The sequence below is a fragment of the Aeromicrobium halocynthiae genome, assembly GCF_039531385.1.
Classification (GTDB): Bacteria; Actinomycetota; Actinomycetes; order Propionibacteriales; family Nocardioidaceae; genus Aeromicrobium; species Aeromicrobium halocynthiae.
In genome coordinates this window covers 52,718-75,402 of the sequence record NZ_BAAAPY010000001.1, presented here as the reverse complement: position 1 = coordinate 75,402, position 22,685 = coordinate 52,718, and the positions used below count along the sequence as shown (strand labels likewise).

Genomic DNA, 22,685 nt, shown 5'->3' with positions numbered 1-22,685 from the left:
GGGCCCGGGAGCAGCGGCCACGGTGTGCCACTGCTCCCGGGACGGGACCTCAGGAGATCCCGGCGTCCTCGCACAGGGCGGCGAAGTCGCCCTGGCACAGGTCGTCGGCGCTCACGCCGCCGTCGTCGACGACGTCCTTGACGTTGTCGGCGGTGATCGACTGCGGGTCCAGGAGGATGGACGGGACCTCGCGGCCACCGTCGGCGTCCTCCGTCGTGCCGTTGGTCTCGGCGTCGTCACCGTTGACCAGCGCGATGGCCGTCTCGGCGAGGGCGCCGGCCTCGAGCTTGGCGGACTTGTAGACCGTCATGCACTGGTCGCCCGCGAGGATCCGCTGCAGGCCCTCGACCGTGGCGTCCTGACCGGTGACCGGCACCTCCCCGGCGCGACCGTTCTTCTCCAGGATGGAGACGACCGACCCGGCGAGACCGTCGTTGGCCGCGTACACGCCGTCGACCTCGCCGTCGGCCTGGGTGTAGAGCTGCTCGAAGATCGTCACGGCCTGCTCGTTGTCCCAGTCCGGGACGGCCTGCTCGCCGACGTTGGTGTAGGTGTCGACGGCGTCCAGCACGCTGTGTGCGCCCTCGGAGAAGAGGGTGGCGTTGTTGTCGGTCGGCGAGCCGTTGAGGAAGATCAGGTTCGCCTCCTCGTCACCGAGGCACTGCGCGAGGCCCTCGCCCTGCAGCTCGCCGACGCGCGTGTTGTCGAAGGAGACGTAGTAGTCCGCCGAGCCACCGAGGGTCAGCCGGTCGTAGTCGATGGTGCGCACGCCCTGCTGAGCTGCCTTCTCCTGGATGGCGGCACCGGAGTCCGAGTCGAGGTTGACGATCGCCAGGACGGTCACGCCGTCGGCGATCATGCCGTCGGCGATGGTGGCCATCGTGTCGGCGTTGCCCTCGGCGTTCTGGATCTCGTACTCGACGCCGGCGTCCTCGAACGCCTGCTGCAGAGCGGGACGGTCCGCCGCTTCCCATCGGACGGAGGACTTGGTGTCGGGCAGGATCACACCGATCTTGCCCTCGGCACCGTCGCCGCTTCCGCCGTCGTTCCCCGAGTCGCTGCCACATCCGGTCAGGATGAGGGCGGTGCTCGTCGCTGCTGCCAGCACCAGATTGCGCGTCCGCTTCACGCGAACCGCCTCCTTCTCCTCGTGCGACGCGCTGGCGAAGGGATCCGCCGGTCGTGACGCAGAAATTGTTGTTTGAGCGAACGTATAGCGTGACTGGAGTCACGTCCAGCATTTCGCGCATGTTTCTCGTCGCAAACAACAAATACATCGAAACGTCACCGAGCACGGGGAGCGCGCGGCCGTGGGCAGCATGACGACGGCCCCGGACCGAGGGGGTCCGGGGCCGTTCTCCACGCTGGTCAGTCGAGCAGGCTGCGCAGCACGTACGGCATGATGCCGCCGTTGCGGTAGTAGCTCGCCTCGCCCGGGGTGTCGATGCGGACGACCGCCTCGAACTCGACGCCATCGGCCGTGACCGTGACCGTGCGCGGGATGTCGCCGTCGTTCAGGGCCGTCACGCCGGTGACCTCGAACGTCTCCTCACCGGAGAGGCCCAGGGACTCGGCGTTCTCACCCTCGGGGAACTGCAGCGGCAGCACGCCCATGCCGATGAGGTTGGAGCGGTGGATGCGCTCGTAGGACTCGGCGATGACGACCTTCACGCCCAGCAGCGCCGTGCCCTTGGCCGCCCAGTCGCGCGAGGAGCCCGAGCCGTACTCCTTGCCCGCCAGCACCACGAGGGGCACGCCGGCCTCGGCGTACGCCTCGGACGCCTCGAAGACCGTCGCGACCTCCCCGTCACCGAGCAGGTCGCGGGTGAAGCCGCCCTCCGTGCCCGGAGCCAGCTGGTTGCGCAGCCGGATGTTGGCGAAGGTGCCGCGGATCATGACCTCGTGGTTGCCGCGCCGCGATCCGTAGGAGTTGAAGTCGCGGGGGTTCACGCCGTGCTCGGAGAGGTACCGACCGGCCGGGCTGTCCTTCTTGATGGCGCCGGCCGGGGAGATGTGGTCGGTCGTGACGGAGTCGCCCAGCTTCAGCAGCACGCGTGCGCCGGAGATGTCGGTGACGGGCTCGGGCTCCAGGCCCATGCCGTCGAAGTACGGCGCCTTGCGGACGTAGGTAGAGTCCTCGTCCCACTCGAAGACGTCGCCCTCGGGGGTGGGCAGGTTCTGCCAGCGCTCGTCGCCGGCGAAGACGTCGGCGTACTCGGAGCTGAACGTGTCGGCGTCGATGGAGGAGGCGATGACGCGCTCGACCTCGCTCGGCGACGGCCAGATGTCACGCATGTAGACGTCGTTGCCGTCGGAGTCCTGGCCCAGCGGGTCGTTGAACAGGTCGACGTCCATCGAGCCGGCCAGCGCGTAGGCGATGACCAGGGGCGGGGACGCCAGGTAGTTCATCTTGACGTCGGGGTTGATCCGACCCTCGAAGTTACGGTTGCCCGAGAGCACCGACGTCACCGCGAGGTCGGCCTCGTTGACCGCTGCGCTGACCTCGGGGATGAGCGGGCCGGAGTTGCCGATGCACGTCGTGCAGCCATAGCCGACGAGGTAGAAGCCCAGCTTCTCCAGATACGGCGTCAGGCCGGACTTCTCGTAGTAGTCGGTGACGACCTTCGAGCCGGGGGCGAGCGTCGTCTTGACCCACGGCTTGCGCTCCAGGCCCTTCTCGACGGCGTTCTTGGCGAGCAGCGCCGCGCCGATCATCACCGACGGGTTCGAGGTGTTGGTGCACGAGGTGATCGCCGCGATCGTGACCGCACCGTGGTCGATCTCGAACTCCGTGCCGTCCTCCAGCCGGACGCGCTGCGGGTTCGACGGGCGACCGCCGTCCGCGGGGGCGCAGCTGAGGTAGTCGCGCGCGGGCGTCTGGCCGTGGGCGTCGGTGTTGGCCGGCGGGTCCGAGGCGGGGAAGGACTCCTCCAGCGACTCGTCCCACTCGCCGTTGACCGTCTCGGCGCCGTCGGTGACGTACGCCGACAGGGCTCCGCGGAAGCCGGTCTTGGCGTCGGCGAGCGCGACGCGGTCCTGCGGACGCTTGGGCCCGGCGATCGAGGGCACGACCGTGGAGAGGTCGAGCTCGAGGTACTCGGAGTAGCGCGGCTCGGCCTCGGGGTCGTGCCACAGGCCCTGGGCCTTGGCGTAGGCCTCGACGAGCGCGATCTGCTCGGGGCTGCGGCCGGTCAGCTCCATGTACGTGGTGGTCTCCTCGTCGATCGGGAAGACCGCGATCGTGGAGCCATACTCGGGGCTCATGTTGCCGATGGTGGCGCGGTTGGCCAGCGGGACCGCGCCCACGCCGGAGCCGTAGAACTCCACGAACTTGCCCACGACGCCGTGCTCGCGCAGCATCTCGGTGATCGTGAGGACGAGGTCGGTCGCGGTCGCGCCCTCGGGAAGCTCGCCGGACAGCTTGAAGCCGACGACACGCGGGATCAGCATGCTGATCGGCTGACCGAGCATCGCGGCCTCGGCCTCGATGCCGCCGACGCCCCAGCCGACGACGCCGAGCCCGTTGACCATCGTCGTGTGCGAGTCGGTGCCGACGCAGGAGTCCGGGTAGGCGACGGTGGAGCCGTCGGCGTCCTTGGTGAAGACGACGCGCGCCAGGTGCTCGATGTTGACCTGGTGGACGATGCCGGTGCCCGGGGGCACCACCTTGAAGTCGTCGAACGCGCCCTGACCCCAGCGCAGGAACTTGTAGCGCTCGCCGTTGCGCTCGTACTCGATCTCGACGTTGCGCTCGAAGGCGTCGGGGGTGCCGAAGACGTCGGCGATGACGGAGTGGTCGATGACCATCTCGGCCGGGGCGAGGGGGTTGATCCGGCTCGGGTCTCCCCCGAGGTCGGCCATGGCCTCGCGCATGGTGGCGAGGTCTACGACACAGGGAACGCCGGTGAAGTCCTGCATGATCACGCGGGCCGGCGTGAACTGGATCTCCTTGCTGGGATCGGCGGAGGCGTCCCAGCCGGCGAGTGCCTCGATGTCGGCCTTGGTGATGTTGGCCCCGTCCTCGGTGCGCAGCAGCGCCTCGAGCAGGACCTTCAGGCTGAACGGCAGGGAGGCGACGTCGAGACCGTCGCCCGTCACCTGGTCGAGGCGGTAGATCTCGTAGGAGTCGTCACCCACCTTCAGTGACTGCTTGGACTGGAAGCTGTCGACGCTCATGATGTCTCCTTCGCGCGGGTCAGGATCCATCCTGCCCAGACACCGCGGTCGGCGCCACGTCAGGTGATCCTAAGTCGGTCGAGACGAAAGTCTCTTGATGTCAAGATACATGACGTCGAGAGTCCTGACGAGCGACGCGCGACCTACCTCAGCGACGGCAGCTGCCAGATGAGCGGCCAGAAGAAGGCTACGTATGCCAGGCACACCGCGAGCACGCCGACGACCCCGACGACGTCGAGCACCGCGAGCGCACGACGGCGGCGCGGGCTCGTGCGGTCGTGGCTGCGCACCACACGGGTGCGCAGCAGCAGGTCGGGGACCGTGCGGGCGAACGGCAGCAGGGACACCACGACGAGCACGACCGCGACGTAGGCCGCTCCCCCGACGTGCCACTCCTCCGGGGTCAGACGGCGCAGCACCGTCGGCAGACCGACGGGCACGGCCGCGAGGGCGAGGTCGAAGAGCCCCACGACGACCAGGCCCCGGGCCAGACCACGGACGACCCCGACGGGCCGTCCCGATCCGACCGCGACCACGCGCAGGCCCGAACGGTGCTTGCCGACGCTGTGCCCGCGAACCCCCTGGCGCAGACCGTTGTTCCAGAGGACGAAGAGCTCGCCGGCGACCAGGCCGCTGAGCAGCAGGTCGTCGCTGAGACCGGCCTCCCACCCGAGCGGGTCGGCGGCCAGCAGCAGGTGACCCACCAGGTAGAGCACGGCGCCGCCGCTGAAGGCCACGCAGAACAGCAGCACGTCCTGAGCGGCGGCGGAACGCCGGAGGTCGCTGACGCTGCGCGTCGGCTCGACCTCGTCGACGTCCTCGCCCACGGTCGGGTCGCCGGCCGTCTCGCTCATCGCATCGCTCCCACCCAGCGCACCGCAGCACGCCCGTCCTGGACACGTCGTTCCCACGTCACGCCGGTCACCAGCATGGCAGCACCGGCCACGGCGATCAGCACCCACCGCGGCAGGCCCCAGGCGTAGGGGCCGACATTCGTCAGCACGATCGCCGCGACGACGAGGGACCCGGCCACGAACGGCGCCTGCCAGCGGGCGACGATCCCGGCGGCCATCACCGCGAGGGCAGCCAGGCCGAGCAGCAGGGCTCGCAGGCTGGTCGGGTCCGCGAGTGCCAGCGGCAGGCTCGGGGCGAGGCACAGCAGCAGACCGGGGCCCAGGGTCACGACGGTCCGCCCCGTCGGGCCGGGGCGGTCGTCGGGCCGACGGGTCGCGACCACGCCCGCGGCGAGGAGCAGGACGCCGAACGGCAGGGTGTAGGCCTCGACGATCCCGACGTCGCTGGCGACGAGCCTCAGCACGTAGGCCACCGCGAGCGCCACGGCACCGATCCATCGGTACCAGCCGCGGTCGCGATCGAGCAGGGAGAGCGTCGCCGTCGCGGCACCCACGACGGTCAGCAGCAGCGCGACGTGGGCGGGCCCGGTCGACTCCGCACCCAGGAGGACGCCGGCGGAGGCCAGCAGCGCGGCACCGACCTCGACGCCCGGTCCGCCGCGCGGGGTGCGCAGCACGACGACGGCGAGGGCCGCGAGGACGGCGGCGACACCCACCAGCGAGAGGGTCGTCACCGTGACGTCCCACTCGGCGGAGTCCGCGACGGGGGCGACGCAGGCACCGGCGAGGACGGCGGCGAGTCCGGCGAGGACCTGGCGCCACCACCCCGGGACGCGCGCGGCACCGACGGCGACGACGGCCGCCGAGGCCGGCCACGCCCACAGGGCGGTGCTCGTCTCCCCCACGCTGCACACCACCGACAGGCCGGCGGCGGCCGCCCCGACGAGGGCGTACCACCAGCGGCGCCGCACGAGCCAGGCGAGCGTCGTCGCGAGTGCCGCGAGCAGCACCGCCACCACCGCGAACGTCACCGGGGCGAGGGCACCGGACGCGGCGACCACGGCCACGAGGGCGGCCAGACCCCCGCCGACCTCGACACCGGACCCACCTCGGGCCGGCCCGAGGACGCGGTGGGCCACGGCGACCGCGACGGCGGCCGTGACGAGCGACGCGCACGAGACCAGCAGGTCGTCGGCCTCCACGAGCCGCAGGAGCGGCAGGACACTCATCGCGAGCACGAAGGCCGCCGAGCCGGCGACACCGTCGCGCCACCACCCTGCGAGGGGACGCGCAGCCGCCACGAGCAGCAGACCGGCCGCGGGCCAGGCCCAGGACGCGACGTCCTCGGAGCCGAGCGTCGCCCCGACAAGGGACCACGCCAGGGCCGCAGCGAGGAGGGCGTACCAGGGGCGGCGCGGCACGCGCCACGCCAGCGCGACGACGAGCAGGCCGGTCGCGACCGCCACGGCGACCCCGTGGGGCAACGGCAGCTCGGCGACCGCCACCGACAGGCCCCAGGCCGCGAGCACTCCGGCAGCGACCTCGGCGCCGACGGACCCGGACCGCCCCACCGCCCGGGTGAGGACGACCCACGCCAAGGCGGCGGCCGCCACGACCAGCGCCGCCGCCTCGACCACCACCGGGAGACCGAGCAGCACGACCGGGGGAAGGACCGAGGCCCCGGCGAGGAGGGCCCCGGTCCCGGCGAGGACCTCGCGCAGGACGCTCGCGGGCGCCCTGCGCGACGCGACGAGCACGACCGCGGCGGCCACCGGCCAGAGACCGGCGGCCCACTCCCAGAGGACCGGACCCGTCCCGCCACCCACCAGGACGGCCGCGGTGACGGCCGCGATCGAGCCGACGACGGCGTACCACCAGCGCTCGGCCGTGCGGTGGCTCAGCGCGACCAGGACGGCACCGGCCGCGAGCAGCACGACGGACTGCTCGGCCACTCCGAGGGTCGCCGAGAGACGGTCGAGCGCGACGAGTGCACCCGCCGCCGCCGCGACCTCCACCCCGGCCCGGCCGGTGCGGGCACCGAGTGCCAGGACCGCCACGACGAGCAGGGCGAGCACGGACGTCGTGAGCACGTAGGTCGCGACCGCCGGCTCGACCCCACCGGCGGCGAGGGCGGCGAGGAGGCCCGACAGTGCCCAACCGGCGGCGCCCCCGCCGCTGACGTCGCGCCAGCGCGCCACCGGGACCCGCGCGGCGAGCAGCGCCAGGCCGCCGGCCGTCACGACCGACACGATCGCCGTGGCCCACCAGGAGCCAAGTGCGGCGAGAGGGCCGGCAGCGGCCAACGTCGCGCCGAGCACGAGGCGCACGGTGAGGGTCCGTCCGCCGAGGAGGCCGACCACCAGACCACCGGCGACCAGGACCGCGGACATCGCGAGCGCCGTCGGACCGAGCAGCGCCGTCGTCGTGCCCGCCCCGCCCAGGGCGAGCAGCAGGGCGACGGTCAGGGCGTGGGTCCGGTCGACCGTGCGGGTCGTCGCGGCGAGCCGGAGCGTCGTCGCGGCCAGCAGGAGCCCGACCACGCAGGCACGCCACGCGTCGCTCGTGAGGGCGAGGCCCGGCTCGATGCGTTCGTCGAGCGCGAGGCGGCCGGCTCCCTCGACGGAGGTGCCGGCGACGACGAGCACCGCCACCGCGTCGACGACGAGCCCGACGAGGGCGATGCCGACCGGCACGGCGGCCGCCCAGCGGACGCCGTGCCGCACGGGCCCGGATCCGGCCGTGGCGAGCACCAGCAGGAGTCCGAGCGTGGCGTGCAGGACGAGGACGCCGGTCGCGAGCCACTGCTCCCCCACAGGCAGCGTCACGAGCACGACCGCGCTGACGGTGCCGGCGGCGGCGAGCACACCGGCGACGGCCGCACGGCTGCGCACCACGAAGGACCCGGCGAACAGACCCAGCGCGACGAGTGCCAGCGGGAGTCCCTCGGCACGCAGCACCAGGTCGTCGAACGCCGGGTTCGTCACCGCCGTCCCGTAGGCGACCACGACGCCGACCGCCCCGAGCACGCAGGCGGTCACGGTCACGATGACGGCTCCGAGGCGCAGGCCGACCCTGCGGAGCAGGAGCGCCGCGGCGAGCGAGACCGCAGCGACGAGAGCGAGCGCCCAGAAGGCCCGCAGGCCGACGTCCGCGAGGTCGGAGAGCCGTCGGGGCAGGGCGAAGGCGACGGCGAGCCCGGCGAGGACGGAGGGGGCGACCAGCTCGACCGGCCGCCGGACGGCGCTCGTGAGGTCGACGTCGCGGTCCTCCACCGGCGGCTCGTCCTCCACGACCGCGTCGTCCTGCGGGTCCGGGCCGGGGTGCGTCGTCGCAGCGCCGGTGGAGCCGACTGCCGGCAGGTGCCGCCGACCCAGACCGACGACGAGGGCGCCGAGGACCACCATGACCGCCGCCCAGGTGAGCTCCACCGGTGCGGCCGGTGCCGTGTCGAGCCCGAACAGGCCCTGGTCGCGCGACAGCAGCCAGTCCAGGGACAAGAAGGCCAGGAAGACCGACCACAGGGCCTCGGCCGACCCACGGAGGCCTCGTCGGGTCACGACGACCCCGAACCCGCCGATCAGCGCGGTGACGGCGAGCAGGACCGCGGCCCGTCCGAGGATGCCCATGGGCCCCCAGTAGACGGCGATGAAGATGATCGCCGCGACGACGAGGGAGAGCGCGCCGAGCGTGAGGAGCACCGTCCCGACCGACAGTCGACGCCGAGGGGTCCGGGAGGCGGACGCCGCGGGCGCACTCGTGCCCGCACCGCCGGACGACGCCTCCCGCTGGGGAACTCCCACCGCGGGAGCAGGCGGTGCCGCTGCCTCGACGAGCCCCTCGCCGCCGGTCGGGGCCGGGGGGTCGTCGTGACCGACGGGGGGTGTGGCGCTCGCGGCGGCCTGCGGAGCGAGGTCGGGGACCTCGACCACGTCGACCGGCTCCGCCGGGGCGGGAGACGGCACGGGGACCCGGTGCCGCCGGGCCTCGTCCAGCCACGCGTCGGCCGACCGGAGAGCGGCCCAGAGCTGACGGGCCGCATCGCTCGTGAGGTCGAGGCGGCAGTTCGGGCACGACGACCCGCCGTCGAGGACGGAGGCGCAGTCCGGGCACGCCGACGGGTCCGCGAAGGTCATGGCCGTCACCCTGCCGGGCCGCGCGGGCGCTGACAAGCGCCCACACCGTGCCTGCGGGCGCGGGTCCGCTCAGGCGCGGTCGAGCGTGGCGACGCACTCGACGTGGTGCGTCATCGGGAACAGCGCGAAGGCCTGCAGGCCGCTGAGCTCGTAGCCGCGGGCGCGCAGCGACGACACGTCCCGCGCGAGAGCGGCGGGGTCGCAGGCGACGTACACGATCCGGCGGGGTTCGAGGGCGGCGATCGCGGGGATCGCCCGCTTGGCACCGGTGCGGGGCGGGTCCAGCACGACCACGTCGGCCGTCGCGACCCGGCCCGAGTGCAGGGCGCGCTCGGTGGTCCCCGGGACGACGTCGACCTGGGAGAGGTCGGCCAGGTCGTCGTGGGCGAGCCTCGAGGCGGTGCGGTCGGCCTCGACGCTCACGACCGAGCCGTCCGGTCCCACGGCCTCGGCGAGGAACCGCGTGAACAGCCCGACCCCGGCGTAGAGGTCGGCGACGACGTCGCCGGGGCGGACCTCGGCGCTCGCGAGGACGGCGTCGACGAGCGTCGTGGCGGCCGCGGGGTGCACCTGCCAGAAGCCGGTCCCGGCCACGCGGAACGGTCGGTCGTGGACCAGCTCGTCGAGGGTCGCGACGCCGTCCGTCGTCCGCCCGTCGGCGTCCGCGACGACGTCCACCTCCAGATCGTGCGGTACGGGGGCGTCGGCGGCGACGAGCCGTTGCCCGACGGAGGTCACGACGGCGTCGACGCCCTGCCCCGTCCAGCGGTGCCCGAGGACCGCGGGGAGGTCGGGGTGGGCGATGGGGCACTGCTCCAGTGGGACGACCTCGTGGGAGCGGTGTCGGCGAAGCCCGGGGCGGCCGTCGGGGTCGACGGCCCATGACATGCGGGTGCGCCAGCCCAGCACGGGGAGGACCTCCTCGACGACGACCTCGCGGTCGATGCCCGCCAGGCGCCGCAGCTGTTCCTGGACGACGTCGCCGAGCAGGCGTCGCTGGACGGCGGGGTCGACGTGCTGGAAGTCGCAGCCGCCGCAGGTGCCGGCGACCGGGCACGGTGGCGTGACGCGTCCGTCGGCGGCGCGCAGGACCTCGACGGCGTCGGCGCGCAGGTAGCGGCCGGCGTCCTCGGTGACGCGGATCCTCACCTGCTCGCCGGGGAGGGTGTGCCGGACGAAGACGACCTGCCCGTCGAGCCGCGCCACGCAGTGGCCCCCATGAGCGACGGGACCGACCTCGACCACGGGCAGGACCTCATCCACGGCGGGCCCCGTCGATCATGCGTGCGCGCAGCGCACCATCGGCACGTCGGGTGGCCGGGCGGGCACCGGTCCTCACGGCGCGGGCGGGGTGTCACGACGCCGCTGGAGGGGCGTCTTGTCCCGGCTGAGCACCCAGGCCATGGCGGCGAAGGTGGCGACCTGCACGGGCCAGCCCAGGCCGATGCGCACGATGCCGAGCGCGACGACCTGGTCGGTCGCCCAGAGGGGGTACTGGATGACGACGCGCAGGATGCAGGGCACGGCGAGGATCCAGGTCAGGGTCGAGCAGAGGGAGACGAGCCCCTTGTCGCGGCGCCACTGCGTGAGGTCGCCGGTGATGCTGCCGATGATGAGGCCGACGAGCGGCCAGCCGATGAGCACCGATGTGACGAGCACGACGGCGTAGGCGCTGTTGTAGAGGATGCCGGGCAGGAAGACGTCGCGCGCCTCGCCGCTGCGGGAGGCGAAGAGGGCGGCGATGGCGATGCCCATGAGCGCGGTGATCGCGAACTGGGGCGTGCTGCGTTGGACCAGACGGACGAGCAGCAGCACCACCGTGAGCCCGATGCTGATCGTGAGCGACAGCCGCAGGTCCCTGGTGCTGATCCAGCCGATGGTGAACGCCACGGTCGGCACGGCGCTCTCGAGGACGCCGCGGCCGCCTCCGAGCGCCGTGGACAGCTGGCGACGCACGAGCTGCTCGACGGTCTCGACGGCGTCGAGATCGTCGGGGTCACCTCCCTGGGCCGGTCGTGGTCCGCGCTCGTCGTCCGGGGCGGCGGGCTGGTTCACGTCCCGGCCTCGGTGGGCCCCTCGGGCTTCGCCTTGCCGACGAGCCCGTTCGGGACGAGCGACAGCGGTTCCCTGGAGGTCCGAGGCTCCGGGCCCCGGTTGACGATGGTGTCACGCAGCGACTCAGCGAGGACGCCGTCGTCGCTCGGCTCGAGACCGGCCTGGCCGAGGAAGGTGGCGCGCAGCATCCAACGGGGTCCCTCGACGGCGAGGATCCTGCTCGGCTGGACGCCGGGCTCTCCGTCGGGCGTCGTGGCGGGGAGCCGCACGAGCAGCTCGGTGCCGTACGGGCCTTCGCGCTCCTGGACCTCTCCCCCACGCTCACGGGCGTTGTCGGCGAGCTCGGGGCGGATCTCCTCCCACAGGCCGCCGCTGCGCGGTGCGGCGAAGGCGCGCAGCTCGAGCCCGGCGTCCGAGGTCAGGAGGATCACCGCGTTCGACGGGCGGTCGCCGTCCTTCGGCAGGCGCAGGTCGATGCCGAGCCGGGCACGGACGAGCAGCGACCCCAGGTCGACGTGGCGGTCCGAGGGCTCGCGCTCGGAACGGTCCCAGGGGCCGTCGGGTCGACCCGCCGGGCCGGCGGGTGCGCCGTCGTCGGGGGTCGCGCTCGCGTCGTCCGGCGAGCCGGGGGCCTCGGACCGGGCGTCCTGGCCCTGGCGGCGGCGTCCGAACATGTCACTCCTCCTCGTGGGTCACCGACGTGACTCCCGTGGAACCGTAGCCGCCGGCCCCTCGGGCGGATCCGGGCAGGGCGTCGACCTCGACGAGGCGGACGTGGTCGACCGGCTGGACGACGAGCTGGGCGATGCGGTCGCCTCGGGCGACCCTGACGGAGTACTCGAGGTCGTGGTTGATGAGCAGCACCTTGATCTCGCCGCGGTAGCCGGCGTCGATCGTGCCGGGGGTGTTGACGACCGAGAGTCCGTGGCGCAGCGCCAGGCCCGACCGCGGATGGACGAAGCCTGCGTGCCCGGGTGGCAGCGCGATCGCGATGCCGGTGGCGACGAGCCGACGTTCCCCCGGGGCGAGCTCGACGCCCTCGGCGGCGTGCAGGTCGAGCCCGGCGTCGTCGTGGCGTGCGTAGGTCGGCAGGGGCAGGCCGGGGTCCAGGCGGGTGATCTCGACGTCCAGCACACCACGACCCTACGTCGGTCGGACCGGTCGCGTGCGGCAGGCTTGGTGCTCGTGACCGGTCACCGTGAGCGTCTTCTGCCCCCGCCGTCGTGGTGGGTCGGTGGCCTCGCCTTCGCCCTGGTGTGGGGCTGGCTCGTGCTGGTCCTCTCCGGACCGTCGGCCGCAGTGCTCACGACGGCCGGTGTGGGCGCAGGCGTGGCTCTCGCGCTGTGGAGGTACGGCGCCGTGACCCTCGTGGTCGAGGACGGCGCGCTGCGAGCCGGGCGGGCCCGCATCGACGTCGAGCACCTGGACGGCGTGGAGGTGCTGGACCGCGACGCCATGAGACGCTGGCACGGCCCCGACGCGGATGCTCGAGCCTGGCTCGTGCACCGGACGTACGTCGCCGGCGGGGTGCGGGCCACGGTGTCCGACCCCACCGACCCGACGCCGTACTGGCTGCTCAGCAGTCGCCGACCGGACGATCTCGCGAGAGCCTTGACCTCGCAGGGAGTTCCGACAACGACATCCCCGGACGAAGGAGACCCCGATGGCGCGACGTAGGACCACGCACGGCACGGGTCCGTCGACGACCACCGCGACGACCTCGAGTCGGCGCAGCCGTCGGTCCGGCCGCGGGACGTGGAAGGTCCTGGACCGGACTTCCACGGTGGCCGCCGGCCTGCTGGCACGCGAGGTGGCACAGCGCGTGTGGCGCATCACGACGGGTCGCAAGGCGCCGGCGTCGGGCCGTCACCCGGAGGTCGAGACCAAGGAGGCGGTGGCCTGGGCGATCGTGGGTGGGGCCGTCGTCGAGCTGGTGAAGATGCTCGTGAGCCGTTGGGTCACCGGCTACTGGGTCCGCTCGACCGGCAAGCTCCCGCCCGGCGTCAAGCCGCTCAAGACGACGAAGGAGCCGGTCCCCGGAGGGGATCCGACTCCTGCGAGCTCACGACGCTCCTCGCGCCGCGGGCGGTGAGGCCCTGGGGGTCACGGACGACGTCGGTCGGTCCGGGCGCCCGTCGTGCTCAGTAGGCGCAGTCGTGGCAGACCAGCTGCCCGTTCTTCTCGCTGGCGAGCTGCGAGCGGTGGTGCACCAGGAAGCAGGACGAGCAGGTGAACTCGTCGGACTTCTTGGGCACGACCTGCACCGCCAGCTCCTCGTGGGAGAGGTCGGCGCCGGGCAGCTCGAAGGACTCCGCCGCCTCGACCTCGTCCTCGTCGACCTTGCCCGAGTTCTTCTCGTGGCGACGCGCCTTCAGTTCCTCGATGCTGTCCTCGGACTGCTCGTCGTCGGTCTTGCGAGGCGCGTCGTAATCGGTAGCCATGAACCCTCCGTGTCTGGATGAACCGGCGTGATTGTGCCACATCCGGGCACCGGTTTCGCCGTCAGAACCCGCAAGTCCGAACGAGAGAGAAATATTCCTCGCTGACGGCCGGGTGCGCAGCCATGACCAGTCTCACACCAGCGGGCCCGTCGAGCCCCGCGAGGGCCATCCCGGCCTCTGTCGCGACGAGCCCGCCGGCGGCCAGGTCCCACGGGTGCAGGCCCTGCTCGACGTAGGCGTCCAGACGGCCGCTCGCGACGGCGCACAGGTCCAGCGCCGCGGCACCCAGACGACGGATGTCGCGGACGTGCGGCAGCATCGCGGCGACGGCGCGTGCCTGTGCGGCGCGGACGTCGGGCTCGTAGCTGAAGCCGGTCCCGACGAGCATCTGCGACAGCGGTGGTGGCTCCGGTGCCACGACAGGTCGACGCTCGTCCCCGTGCCAGGTCCAGGCTCCGCCACCGCGGACCGCACCCCACTGCTCGCCCGTGGCGATGTTCACGACCACCCCGGCGGCGGCGACACCGTCGACCGCGGCGGCGATCGAGACCGCGTACGAGGGGATGCCGTAGACGAAGTTCACCGTGCCGTCGATCGGGTCGACGATCCACGCGACCCCGCTGCCACCCTCGTGGTCGTCGCCCTCCTCACCGATGATCGTGTCGTCCGGCCTGGCCGCCAGCAGGCGCGAACGGACGAGCTCCTCGCACGCACGGTCCAGCTCGGTGACCACGTCGGTCGGGCTGGACTTCGTGGCGGCCACGTCGACCCGCCCCTCGGGTCGACGACCCGCGACGAAGACCGCCGCCTCCACCGCGACCGCTCGGGCGAGCTCGACGAGCTCCTCCGGTGGCGTCGGACCGAGGTCGACCGGTCCGTCGGGGAAGAGGTCCGTCACCGCACGGCCGGGATCTCGCCGCGCGGGTTGGCGCAGCAGTCGATCGGGCAGGTCTGCGGGTTGGGGGCGCACCGCCCGACGGTCGGACGCTCGACGTCGGGGTCCTCGTCCATGGCCATGCGTTCGGTCAGCAGCTCACGGACCATGGCGACGAAGTCCGGGTGGCGGTCGGGAGTCTCCACGCGCACGAACCGCAGCCCGAGACGCTCGGCCGTCTCCTTGGCCTCCGTGTCGAGGTCGTAGAGCACCTCCATGTGGTCCGAGACGAACCCGATCGGCACGACCGCCACGGAGGTGATCCCACGACCGGCGAGCTCCTCGAGGTGGTCGTTGACGTCGGGCTCGAGCCACGGCGTGCGCGGCGAGCCCGATCGGGAGCAGTAGACGAGCGAGTACTCGCCGGCCCCGGCCCCCTCGGCGACCAGCCGAGCGACCTCCTCGTGCTGCGTGCGGTAGGCGCCGACCCCTGGGCCCCCGCTCGCGTCGTTCATCGTGTCCGGGATCGAGTGGGTCACGAACACCGTGTGCGTGCCCTCGGGCGCCTCGGCCAGGGCCGCGCGCGTCGCCTCGGTGAAGGGCCCGACGAAACCGGGGTGGTTGAAGTAGAGGCGCAGTCGCACGAGGTCGAGGTCGAGCCCGTTGACGGCCTCGGCGAGGTTCTCCCGGTACTGCCGACAGCCCGAGTACGACGAGTAGGCACTCGTCAGGAAGAACGCCGGTCGACGGATGCCGTCGGCGACCATCTGCTCCATCGCGTCACGCAGGTACGGGTCCCAGTTCCGGTTGCCCCAGTACACGGGCAGGTCGACGCCGTGGTCCGCGAGGTCCTTGCGGATCGCGGCGAGGAGCTCGCGGTTGAGGTCGTTGATCGGGGACTTGCCGCCGAACAGGTAGTAGTGCTCCCCCACCTCCTCCAGGCGTTCGCGGGGGATCCCGCGCCCAGCCGTGACGTTCTCCAGGAACGGCACGACGTCCTCGGGCTTCTCGGGACCTCCGAAGGAGACCAGCAGCAGGGCATCGATCGGACGCTCGTTCATGGGCACCATGGTCCCATCCCGGCGCCGGGACGCACGACACCTAGGGTGGCCCTCGGCGCCACGGTGGCGCCGAGCGGGAGGAGCGTCGATGAGGTCCTACGTCGCCGTCCTCCGCCTGCCCGGGGCCGCTCGCTTCAGCGCGACGGCGCTGGTCGCCCGGCTGCCCAGCTCGATGGCGGCGCTCGGCATCGTGCTGCTCGTCCAGGAACGCACCGGCTCCTACGGGCGGGCCGGCCTCGTGTCGGCGGCCTACGTCCTCGCGCTCGCCCTGTTCGCCCCTGTCCAGGGCCGGTTGGCCGACCGGTGGGGCCAGGGTCGAGTGCTGACGGTGGCCGGCGGCGTGTTCGCGGCCGGGATCGTCCTGCTGCTCGGTGCCGTCGAGTCCGGGCTGGGCGGGCCCTGGACGCATGCGGCCGCGGCGCTCGCCGGCGCGTCGACGCCGCAGGTCGGCGCGATGGTCCGCAGCCGCTGGGCTCACGTCCTGCGCGACGACCGCGACCGGCTCCCCACGGCCTTCGCCCTCGAGGCCGTCCTCGACGAGGTGGTCTTCATCGTCGGCCCGGTCCTCGTGACCTTCCTCACCCTCAGCCTGCACCCGCTCTCCGGACTGGCCGCCGCAGGAGCGGCCGGGACGCTGGGCGGTCTCGCACTGGCGGTGCAGCGGCGGACCGAGCCGACCACCAGCGGCGCCCCGATCGATCGCAGCGTGCCCATGGGCTGGTCGGTCCTCGCGCCCGTCATGGTGGCCGCCGTCGGCATCGGGACGATGTTCGGCTCGACGGAGGTCGTCGTCGTGGCGTTCATGACCGACCTGGACCTGCGCGGCTGGTCCGGCGCCGTGCTCGCGGTGTGGGCCGCCGGCAGCCTCGTCGCCGGCGTCCTCACCGGTGCTCTGCCACCGCCCACCGAGCCGGTGGTGAGGCTGCGCTGGACGACCCTCGTCCTGGCCGCGTTCTTCGTCCCGACCTTCGTCGTGCCGGGAGCAGGGTGGTTCACCGCCGTGATGTTCGCGGCAGGCTTCATGATCGCGCCGACGCTCATCGCGGCGATGACCGTCATCGAGCACCACGTGAACCCGGTCCGCCTCACCGAGGCCATGGCGTGGACCATCACCGCCCTGTCGGCCGGGGTCGCCCTCGGCGCCTCCGTGGTCGGCATGGTCGTCGACGAGATGGGACCCCGCGCCGGGTTCACCGTGCCGCTCGTCGCCGCCTCCCTCGCGGCCGCGGTCGCGTGGACCTTCCATCCCCGCCCGAGGGTCGACCGCGCCCTCGTCCCCGACCCGTCGACGCACTAGCCTGTAGGGGCCATGACCGAACCTGAGCTCGCTGACCGCAGCATCGCCCTCGTCCGCTCCTGGATCGGTCCGCACGGCGCCTCGCGCCGTCGCACCGACCGCGCCGCCCGTCAGCTCGCGGAGCTCCTCAAGGACCCCGACGGGCTCGACTTCACGATCGGGTTCGTCGACCGCGTCGTCCGGCCCGAGGACCCTGCCGTCGCCGCGGCCAACCTGCGGCGACTCGCGGCGCGCACCCCGCGGTTCCTGCCATGGTCCCAGCGACTGCTCATCAAGCTCGGCGCGCTCGTCTCCCTCGTGATGCCGGCGCTGGTGGTCGGCACGGCTCGGGCCACGTTGCGCCGACTCGTGGGCCACCTGATCGCCGACGCCCGGCCGGAGAAGCTCGGGCCCACCATCTCCCGGCTGCGCAAGAAGGGCGACCGGCTGAACATCAACCTCCTCGGCGAGGCCGTGCTCGGCGAGGCCGAGGCCACCCGTCGGCGCGACAACACCCTGGAGCTGCTGAGGCGGCCGGACGTCGACTACGTCTCGGTCAAGGTCTCCGCCGTCGTCAGCCAGCTGTCCCTGTGGGCCTTCGACGAGACCGTCGAGAGGGTCGTGGACCGCCTGCTGCCGCTCTACGAGCAGGCCGCCGAGGACGGCTCGTTCATCAACCTCGACATGGAGGAGTACCGCGACCTCGACCTCACGCTGGCGGTCTTCTTCGACGTCCTCGACCGCTTCCCCGACCTCGAGGCCGGCATCGTGCTGCAGGCGTACCTGCCCGACGCCCTCGGAGCGATGCAGCGCATCCAGGAGTGGGCTGCCGCCCGACGCGCCGCGGGCGGGGCGCGGGTCAAGGTGCGGGTCGTCAAGGGAGCGAACCTCGCCATGGAGCGGGTCGACGCCATCATGCACGGCTGGCCGCTGGCCACGTGGGGATCCAAGCGGGAGACCGACACCCACTACAAGCGCGTCCTCGCCTGGGCCCTGACGCCCGAGCGGGTCGACGCCGTGCGCATCGGGGTCGCCGGGCAGAACCTGTTCGACCTCGCCTACGCGTGGGAGCTGGCCGGCGATCGCGGCGTCCGCGACGCGATCGACTTCGAGATGCTGCTGGGCATGGACTCCGGCCCCACCGCCGGCGTGCGCGACACGGTCGGTCCCCTGCTGCTCTACACGCCCGTCGTCCACCCCGGCGAGTTCGACGTCGCCATCTCCTACCTGGTGCGTCGGCTCGAGGAGAACGCCAGCGACGAGAACTTCATGTCCGCGGCCTTCGACCTCGCTGCCGACGAGAGCGCCTTCGACCGCGAGGCCGAGCGCTTCCTCGCCTCCCTCGAGGAGCTGGACGTGCAGGTGCCGGCCCGCCACCGCGTGCAGGACCGTCACCGCGAGCACGTCTCGGAGGTCTCGCGCGGGTTCACCAACGTCGCCGACACCGACCCGTCACTTCCGGCGAACCGGGAGTGGGGGCGCCAGATGCTGCACCGCTCCACCTACACCCAGCTCGGCACGCGGACCATCGAGACGAGCACCGTGCACGGACCTGCGTCGCTGGAGACCCTCGTGCGCCAGACCCGCCGCGCAGGTCAGGCGTGGGCCGAGCGTGGCGCCGAGGTCCGGTCCTGGATCCTGCACCAGGCCGCCGGGGCGCTCGCGGCGCGTCGGGGCGACCTCGTCGCCGTGATGGCGGCCGAGACCGGCAAGACCATCGCCGAGGCCGACACCGAGGTCAGCGAGGCGATCGACTTCGCGCACTACTACGCCGAGTCGGCTCGGCGCCTGGAGGTCGTCGACGGCGCCCGGTTCCGGCCCGCCGCACTGACGGTCGTCACTCCCCCGTGGAACTTCCCGGTCGCCATCCCGGCCGGGTCCATGCTGTCGGCGCTCGCCGTCGGCAGCGGGGTCATCGTCAAGCCGGCGCCCCAGAGCCCGCGGTGCGCGGCCGTCGTCGTCGAGGCCCTCTGGCAGGGCGGTGTCCCCCGCGACGTCCTGCGCTACGTCGCGATGGACGAGGGCGATCTCAGCCGTTCGCTCATCGCCCACCAGGACGTCGACCGGGTCATCCTGACCGGCGCGTGGGAGACCGCTGCGCTCTTCCGTTCCTGGCGCTCGGACCTCCCGCTGCTGGCCGAGACCAGCGGCAAGAACGCCCTCGTCGTGACCCCGAGCGCCGATCTCGACCTCGCCGCGGCCCACCTGGTCCAGAGTGCGTTCGGCCACGCGGGTCAGAAGTGCTCCGCGGCGAGCCTCGGGATCCTCGTGGGCTCGGTCGCCACGTCGGAGCGGTTCAGGCGCCAGCTCGTCGACGCGGTGGAGTCGCTCGTGGTCGGGTGGCCGGAGGATCCCTGCTCGATCATGGGACCGGTCGTCGAGGAGCCGCGCGGCAAGCTGCGCGGGGCGCTCACCGAGCTCGCCGAGGGTGAGGAGTGGCTCGTCGAGCCGCGTCCGCTCGACGACTCAGGTCGGCTCTGGTCCCCCGGTGTCCGCACCGGTGTCGCTCCCGGCAGCGAGTTCCACACCACCGAGTACTTCGGACCGGTGCTCGGGCTGATGGCCGCCGAGGACCTCGACCAGGCCATCACCTGGCAGAACGCCACCGACTTCGGTCTGACGGCCGGCATCCACTCCCTGGACCCCGACGAGGTCTCCACGTGGATCGACCGGGTCGAGGCAGGCAACCTCTACGTCAACCGCGGGATCACCGGAGCGATCGTGCAACGCCAGCCGTTCGGCGGCTGGAAGCGGTCGTCGGTGGGGGCCACCTGCAAGGCTGGCGGTCCGAACTACCTCGCCCACCTGGGCCACTGGCACGCCAAGGACCCGCGCACGAGCGACCACGGGGTCGAGCTCAGCGACGGCGTCCGCGAGGTCGTCGCGACCGTCGAGGGCTCGCTCGACGAGCACCAGCGCCGCCTGCTGCGCGCGGCCCTCGGCTCCGACGAGGTCGCCTGGCAGCGAGAGTTCGGCATCGAGAAGGACGTCTCCGGGCTCGGCGTGGAGCGCAACGTCTTCCGCTACCGGCCCACCGACGTCCACGTGCGGGTCGGTACCGACCTGCTGCGCACCGCCCGGGTCATCGCCGCGGCGCGCCGTGCCGGGGCGACGATCACGACGTCGGGCCCGGTCGAGCTCCCGGCGGCCCTGGCGCCGACGCACATCGTCGAGACCGCCGCCGACTGGGTGCGTCGGATGGTCGAGGCGCGACCGGCCCGGATCCGACTGCTCGAGCCCCTGGCCGCCGAGGTCGCCGACGCCGTCGGTGGCGACCCCGACGTCGCGATCCACGCCGACGACGTCACCTGGTCCGGCCGGGTCGAGCTGCTGCCGTTCCTGCGCGAGCAGTCCGTCACGATCACCACGCACCGCTTCGGCAACCACGACGCCGCGTTCGACGCCGTCCTGCCGCGGCACGCCTGACCGGTCACGCGCACGTCGCCGGACGGCCTCGACGCGGCAGGACGTCAGCCACGGTCGATGCCCGGCGGCAGGGGCGCCTTCCACCCCCGCCACAGCGCCAGCAGCCGCCACACCAGGCAGACGCCGGCTGCGACGCCGTAGGCCCACGCGCCGAGGTCGAGCTCGACGGCCGCGACCGCGAGCAGAGCACCGGCGAAGGCCGGGGTCGCGTACAGCTCCTCGCGAAAGATGACCGGCACCCGGCCGGCAAGGACGTCGCGCATCATGCCGCCCCCGATCGCCGTCAGCAGGCCGCACAGGGCCGCCGGGAGGACACCGAGACCGAACTCGAGCGCCTTGACCGCACCGGTGACGCAGAACAGGGCGACGCCGACGGCGTCGAGCACGCCGATCTGCTTCTCCATGCGTCCGATCGTCGGGTGGAAGACGAAGACGAGGATCGCCGCGACGAGCGGCGCGACGAGGTAGGTCCACTCCACGAGGGCGGCCGGCGGCACGGCGCCGATGAGCAGGTCGCGCACCACGCCCCCGCCGAGCCCGGTGATCGCGCCGAGGACGATGGCCCCGAAGACGTCGAGCTCCTTGCGCACGGCCACCAGCGCCCCGGTCGCGGCGAACACGGCGATCCCGAGCAGGTCGAGGACCACGAGGACGACGTCAGGCACCCGACGACGCTAGTCGATGGGCCCGTCGCCCCTCGCGGTGGCTCCGCGCGTGTCGGCCGGGATCACGGGTCGGTAGTCCCTACGATGGAGGGAACGACGTGGGAGGCGACATGCGCGATCTCGGTCCTGACCGACTGAGCGAGGACGGGCGCTACCTCCTGCTGCGCGACGACGACGGCCGCGGGACGTATCGCGTCCCGATCGACCGACGCCTGCGAAGCCTGATCGAGGCCGCCGCCAGCACGCGGTCCCGCACGCCCGGCCAGATGGAGTTGACCATGCAGAGCACGCTCAGTCCCCGCGACATCCAGACGAGGGTCCGACGTGGGGAGACCGTCGCGCAGGTGGCCGAGGCCGCCGGCGTGCCCACCGAGCAGATCGAGGGCTTCGCCGGGCCGGTCCTGGCCGAGCGCGCCTACATGAGCGAGCAGGCTCGGTCCTCCGCCGTACGACGCAAGCACGTCGACGGCTCGGCCATGGCCCTCGGCGTGCTCGTCGAGCAGGCCGCCGCGGACGACGGCGCCAGTCCCGACGACGTCGGCTGGGACGCGTGGCGTCGCGAGGACGGCCGGTGGAGCATCAGCGTCGTCGTGCCCGGCCGCGACCGCGCCATGTTCCTGTTCGACCACAAGTCGCGCTTCGCGGTGCCCGCCGACGAGGCCGCGCACGAGCTCGTGCGCGACGTGCCGACGGCCGACGCCTCGGCGCAGATGGCCATCGCCGACGCTCTCCAGGCGCAGGAGCCGGTACCGGCCGCCGAGCCGGAGGTGACGGCCTCGCCGGAGGCGGTGGCCGCGTCGATCTCCTCGTTGAAGGAGGCACGTGATCGTCGCGCCCAGGAACAGCAGCTCTCGTTGCAGGACGTCGACGAGGACGCCGAGGTCGAGCACGACGACGTCGCCCACGACGTCGCGCTCGAGGAGGACGACAGCGTCCGCGAGCACGGGCGCATCGCCGTGCCGGACACCGGCGTCACCCAGCGCCGCAAGAAGGCCGAGCGCCGGCGCGTACCGAGCTGGGACGAGATCATGTTCGGCGGTCGCGAGGACTGAGGCCCCGGCCCGCCTCGTTCACTCGAAGGGCAGGACGTCCGGCGAGAGGGCGGCGGCCGCTGCCGTCGCCGCCGTGCGTCGACGTCGGTGGTGACGACGGCACAGCACCTCGTACCCCACGGTGGGAGCCGGTCGGCCCTGCTGCTCGACGTCACCCACGACGATCACCTCGCCCTCGGTGACCATCTCGCCGTCCTCGGTGCGGGCGTTGTGCGTCGCGCGTTCTCCGCACCAGCACAGCGCCTCGACCTGGAGGGTGTGGACGCGGTCGGCGAGCTCGATGAGTCGCGCCGAACCCTCGAACAGGCGCGTGCGGAAGTCGGTGAGGATGCCGAAGCAGAAGACGTCGATCCGCAGCTCGTCGGTGACCTTTGCGAGCGCCTCGACCTGGCGCCGCGTGTAGAACTGGGCTTCGTCGCACACGAGGTAGTCGATCCGGCCACCCTGGGTCAGCTCGCCCACGACGTAGTCCCAGAAGTCGAACCCGTCGCTCACCTCGAGCGCGTCGACCGCGAGTCCGAGCCGGCTCGACAACCGCGACTCACCGGCCCGGTCGTGGCTGGTGAAGACGCGACCGACGCGGCCGCGGGAGCGGTGGTTGTGGTCCACCTGCAGGGCCAGCGTGCTCTTTCCGCAGTCCATCGTGCCCGTGTAGAAGTCCAGAGAAGCCAC

At 72.7% G+C, this 22,685-nt stretch carries 18 protein-coding genes; 5 read left to right on the top strand and 13 right to left on the bottom strand.

Annotated features, from left to right (window positions below):
- Positions 1-49: 49 nt before the first annotated feature.
- The 8 genes from ABD213_RS00285 to dut form a co-directional block, all read right to left on the bottom strand.
- Positions 50-1,129, bottom strand: coding sequence for a sugar ABC transporter substrate-binding protein (locus ABD213_RS00285; RefSeq protein WP_344322927.1), 1,080 nt, complete (start codon positions 1,127-1,129; stop codon positions 50-52).
- A 239-nt stretch (positions 1,130-1,368) separates the two neighbouring features.
- The gene (locus ABD213_RS00280) at positions 1,369-4,176 is read right to left on the bottom strand and encodes an aconitate hydratase (protein ID WP_344322925.1); all 2,808 of its coding nucleotides are present in this window, start codon (positions 4,174-4,176) and stop codon (positions 1,369-1,371) included.
- Positions 4,177-4,319: 143 nt separating this feature from the next.
- On the bottom strand, positions 4,320-5,030 hold the full coding sequence (locus ABD213_RS00275) for a hypothetical protein (protein ID WP_344322923.1): 711 nt from the start codon (positions 5,028-5,030) through the stop codon (positions 4,320-4,322).
- The gene (locus ABD213_RS00270) at positions 5,027-9,163 is read right to left on the bottom strand and encodes an SCO7613 C-terminal domain-containing membrane protein (protein WP_344322920.1); all 4,137 of its coding nucleotides are present in this window, start codon (positions 9,161-9,163) and stop codon (positions 5,027-5,029) included. The genes ABD213_RS00275 and ABD213_RS00270 overlap by 4 nt, the downstream gene beginning before the upstream one ends.
- 69 nt (positions 9,164-9,232) lie before the next feature.
- Positions 9,233-10,426, bottom strand: a complete 1,194-nt coding sequence (locus ABD213_RS00265; RefSeq protein ID WP_344322918.1) for a class I SAM-dependent RNA methyltransferase — start codon at positions 10,424-10,426, stop codon at positions 9,233-9,235.
- A 72-nt stretch (positions 10,427-10,498) separates the two neighbouring features.
- The gene (locus tag ABD213_RS00260; protein ID WP_344322916.1) at positions 10,499-11,218 is read right to left on the bottom strand and encodes a DUF3159 domain-containing protein; all 720 of its coding nucleotides are present in this window, start codon (positions 11,216-11,218) and stop codon (positions 10,499-10,501) included.
- Positions 11,215-11,892 carry a DUF3710 domain-containing protein gene (locus ABD213_RS00255; RefSeq protein ID WP_344322914.1) on the bottom strand — a complete coding sequence of 226 codons (678 nt, stop codon included), beginning with the start codon at positions 11,890-11,892 and terminating at the stop codon, positions 11,215-11,217. Before ABD213_RS00255 ends, ABD213_RS00260 begins: the two co-directional genes overlap by 4 nt.
- Position 11,893: 1 nt before the next feature.
- Positions 11,894-12,352, bottom strand: coding sequence for a dUTP diphosphatase (gene dut / locus ABD213_RS00250; protein ID WP_344322912.1), 459 nt, complete (start codon positions 12,350-12,352; stop codon positions 11,894-11,896).
- Positions 12,353-12,403: 51 nt separating this feature from the next.
- Here dut and ABD213_RS00245 point away from each other — a divergent pair, with 51 nt between their 5' ends.
- Positions 12,404-12,895 (top strand): DUF3093 domain-containing protein, encoded by a 492-nt coding sequence (locus ABD213_RS00245; RefSeq protein WP_344322909.1) that lies wholly within the window; start codon positions 12,404-12,406, stop codon positions 12,893-12,895.
- A complete protein-coding gene (locus ABD213_RS00240; RefSeq protein ID WP_344322907.1) occupies positions 12,882-13,310 on the top strand; it encodes a DUF4235 domain-containing protein in 429 nt (142 codons plus the stop codon). Before ABD213_RS00245 ends, ABD213_RS00240 begins: the two co-directional genes overlap by 14 nt.
- A 49-nt stretch (positions 13,311-13,359) precedes the next feature.
- On the opposite strand, the gene ABD213_RS00235 is transcribed toward ABD213_RS00240, so the two are convergent.
- The 3 genes from ABD213_RS00235 to ABD213_RS00225 form a co-directional block, all read right to left on the bottom strand.
- Complete coding sequence (locus ABD213_RS00235; RefSeq protein WP_344322905.1) at positions 13,360-13,659, bottom strand: DUF4193 domain-containing protein; 300 nt, start codon at positions 13,657-13,659, stop codon at positions 13,360-13,362.
- 61 nt (positions 13,660-13,720) lie between these two features.
- The gene (locus tag ABD213_RS00230; RefSeq protein ID WP_344322903.1) at positions 13,721-14,557 is read right to left on the bottom strand and encodes an inositol monophosphatase family protein; all 837 of its coding nucleotides are present in this window, start codon (positions 14,555-14,557) and stop codon (positions 13,721-13,723) included.
- Positions 14,554-15,594, bottom strand: coding sequence for a ferrochelatase (locus ABD213_RS00225; RefSeq protein WP_344322901.1), 1,041 nt, complete (start codon positions 15,592-15,594; stop codon positions 14,554-14,556). Before ABD213_RS00225 ends, ABD213_RS00230 begins: the two co-directional genes overlap by 4 nt.
- 88 nt (positions 15,595-15,682) lie before the next feature.
- Here ABD213_RS00225 and ABD213_RS00220 point away from each other — a divergent pair, with 88 nt between their 5' ends.
- Positions 15,683-16,891 (top strand): MFS transporter, encoded by a 1,209-nt coding sequence (locus tag ABD213_RS00220; protein ID WP_344322898.1) that lies wholly within the window; start codon positions 15,683-15,685, stop codon positions 16,889-16,891.
- A gap of 12 nt (positions 16,892-16,903) precedes the next feature.
- Positions 16,904-20,296, top strand: a complete 3,393-nt coding sequence (locus tag ABD213_RS00215; RefSeq protein WP_344322896.1) for a bifunctional proline dehydrogenase/L-glutamate gamma-semialdehyde dehydrogenase — start codon at positions 16,904-16,906, stop codon at positions 20,294-20,296.
- A gap of 44 nt (positions 20,297-20,340) precedes the next feature.
- Here the strand turns inward: ABD213_RS00215 and ABD213_RS00210 are convergent, their stop codons facing one another.
- Positions 20,341-20,961, bottom strand: a complete 621-nt coding sequence (locus tag ABD213_RS00210) for a trimeric intracellular cation channel family protein (protein WP_344322894.1) — start codon at positions 20,959-20,961, stop codon at positions 20,341-20,343.
- A 110-nt stretch (positions 20,962-21,071) separates the two neighbouring features.
- On the opposite strand from ABD213_RS00210, the gene sepH reads away from it, so the two are divergent.
- The gene (sepH, locus tag ABD213_RS00205) at positions 21,072-22,013 is read left to right on the top strand and encodes a septation protein SepH (RefSeq protein WP_344322892.1); all 942 of its coding nucleotides are present in this window, start codon (positions 21,072-21,074) and stop codon (positions 22,011-22,013) included.
- A gap of 18 nt (positions 22,014-22,031) precedes the next feature.
- Here sepH and ABD213_RS00200 read toward each other — a convergent pair whose 3' ends face one another.
- Positions 22,032-22,685 carry a thymidine kinase gene (locus ABD213_RS00200; protein ID WP_344322888.1) on the bottom strand — a complete coding sequence of 218 codons (654 nt, stop codon included), beginning with the start codon at positions 22,683-22,685 and terminating at the stop codon, positions 22,032-22,034.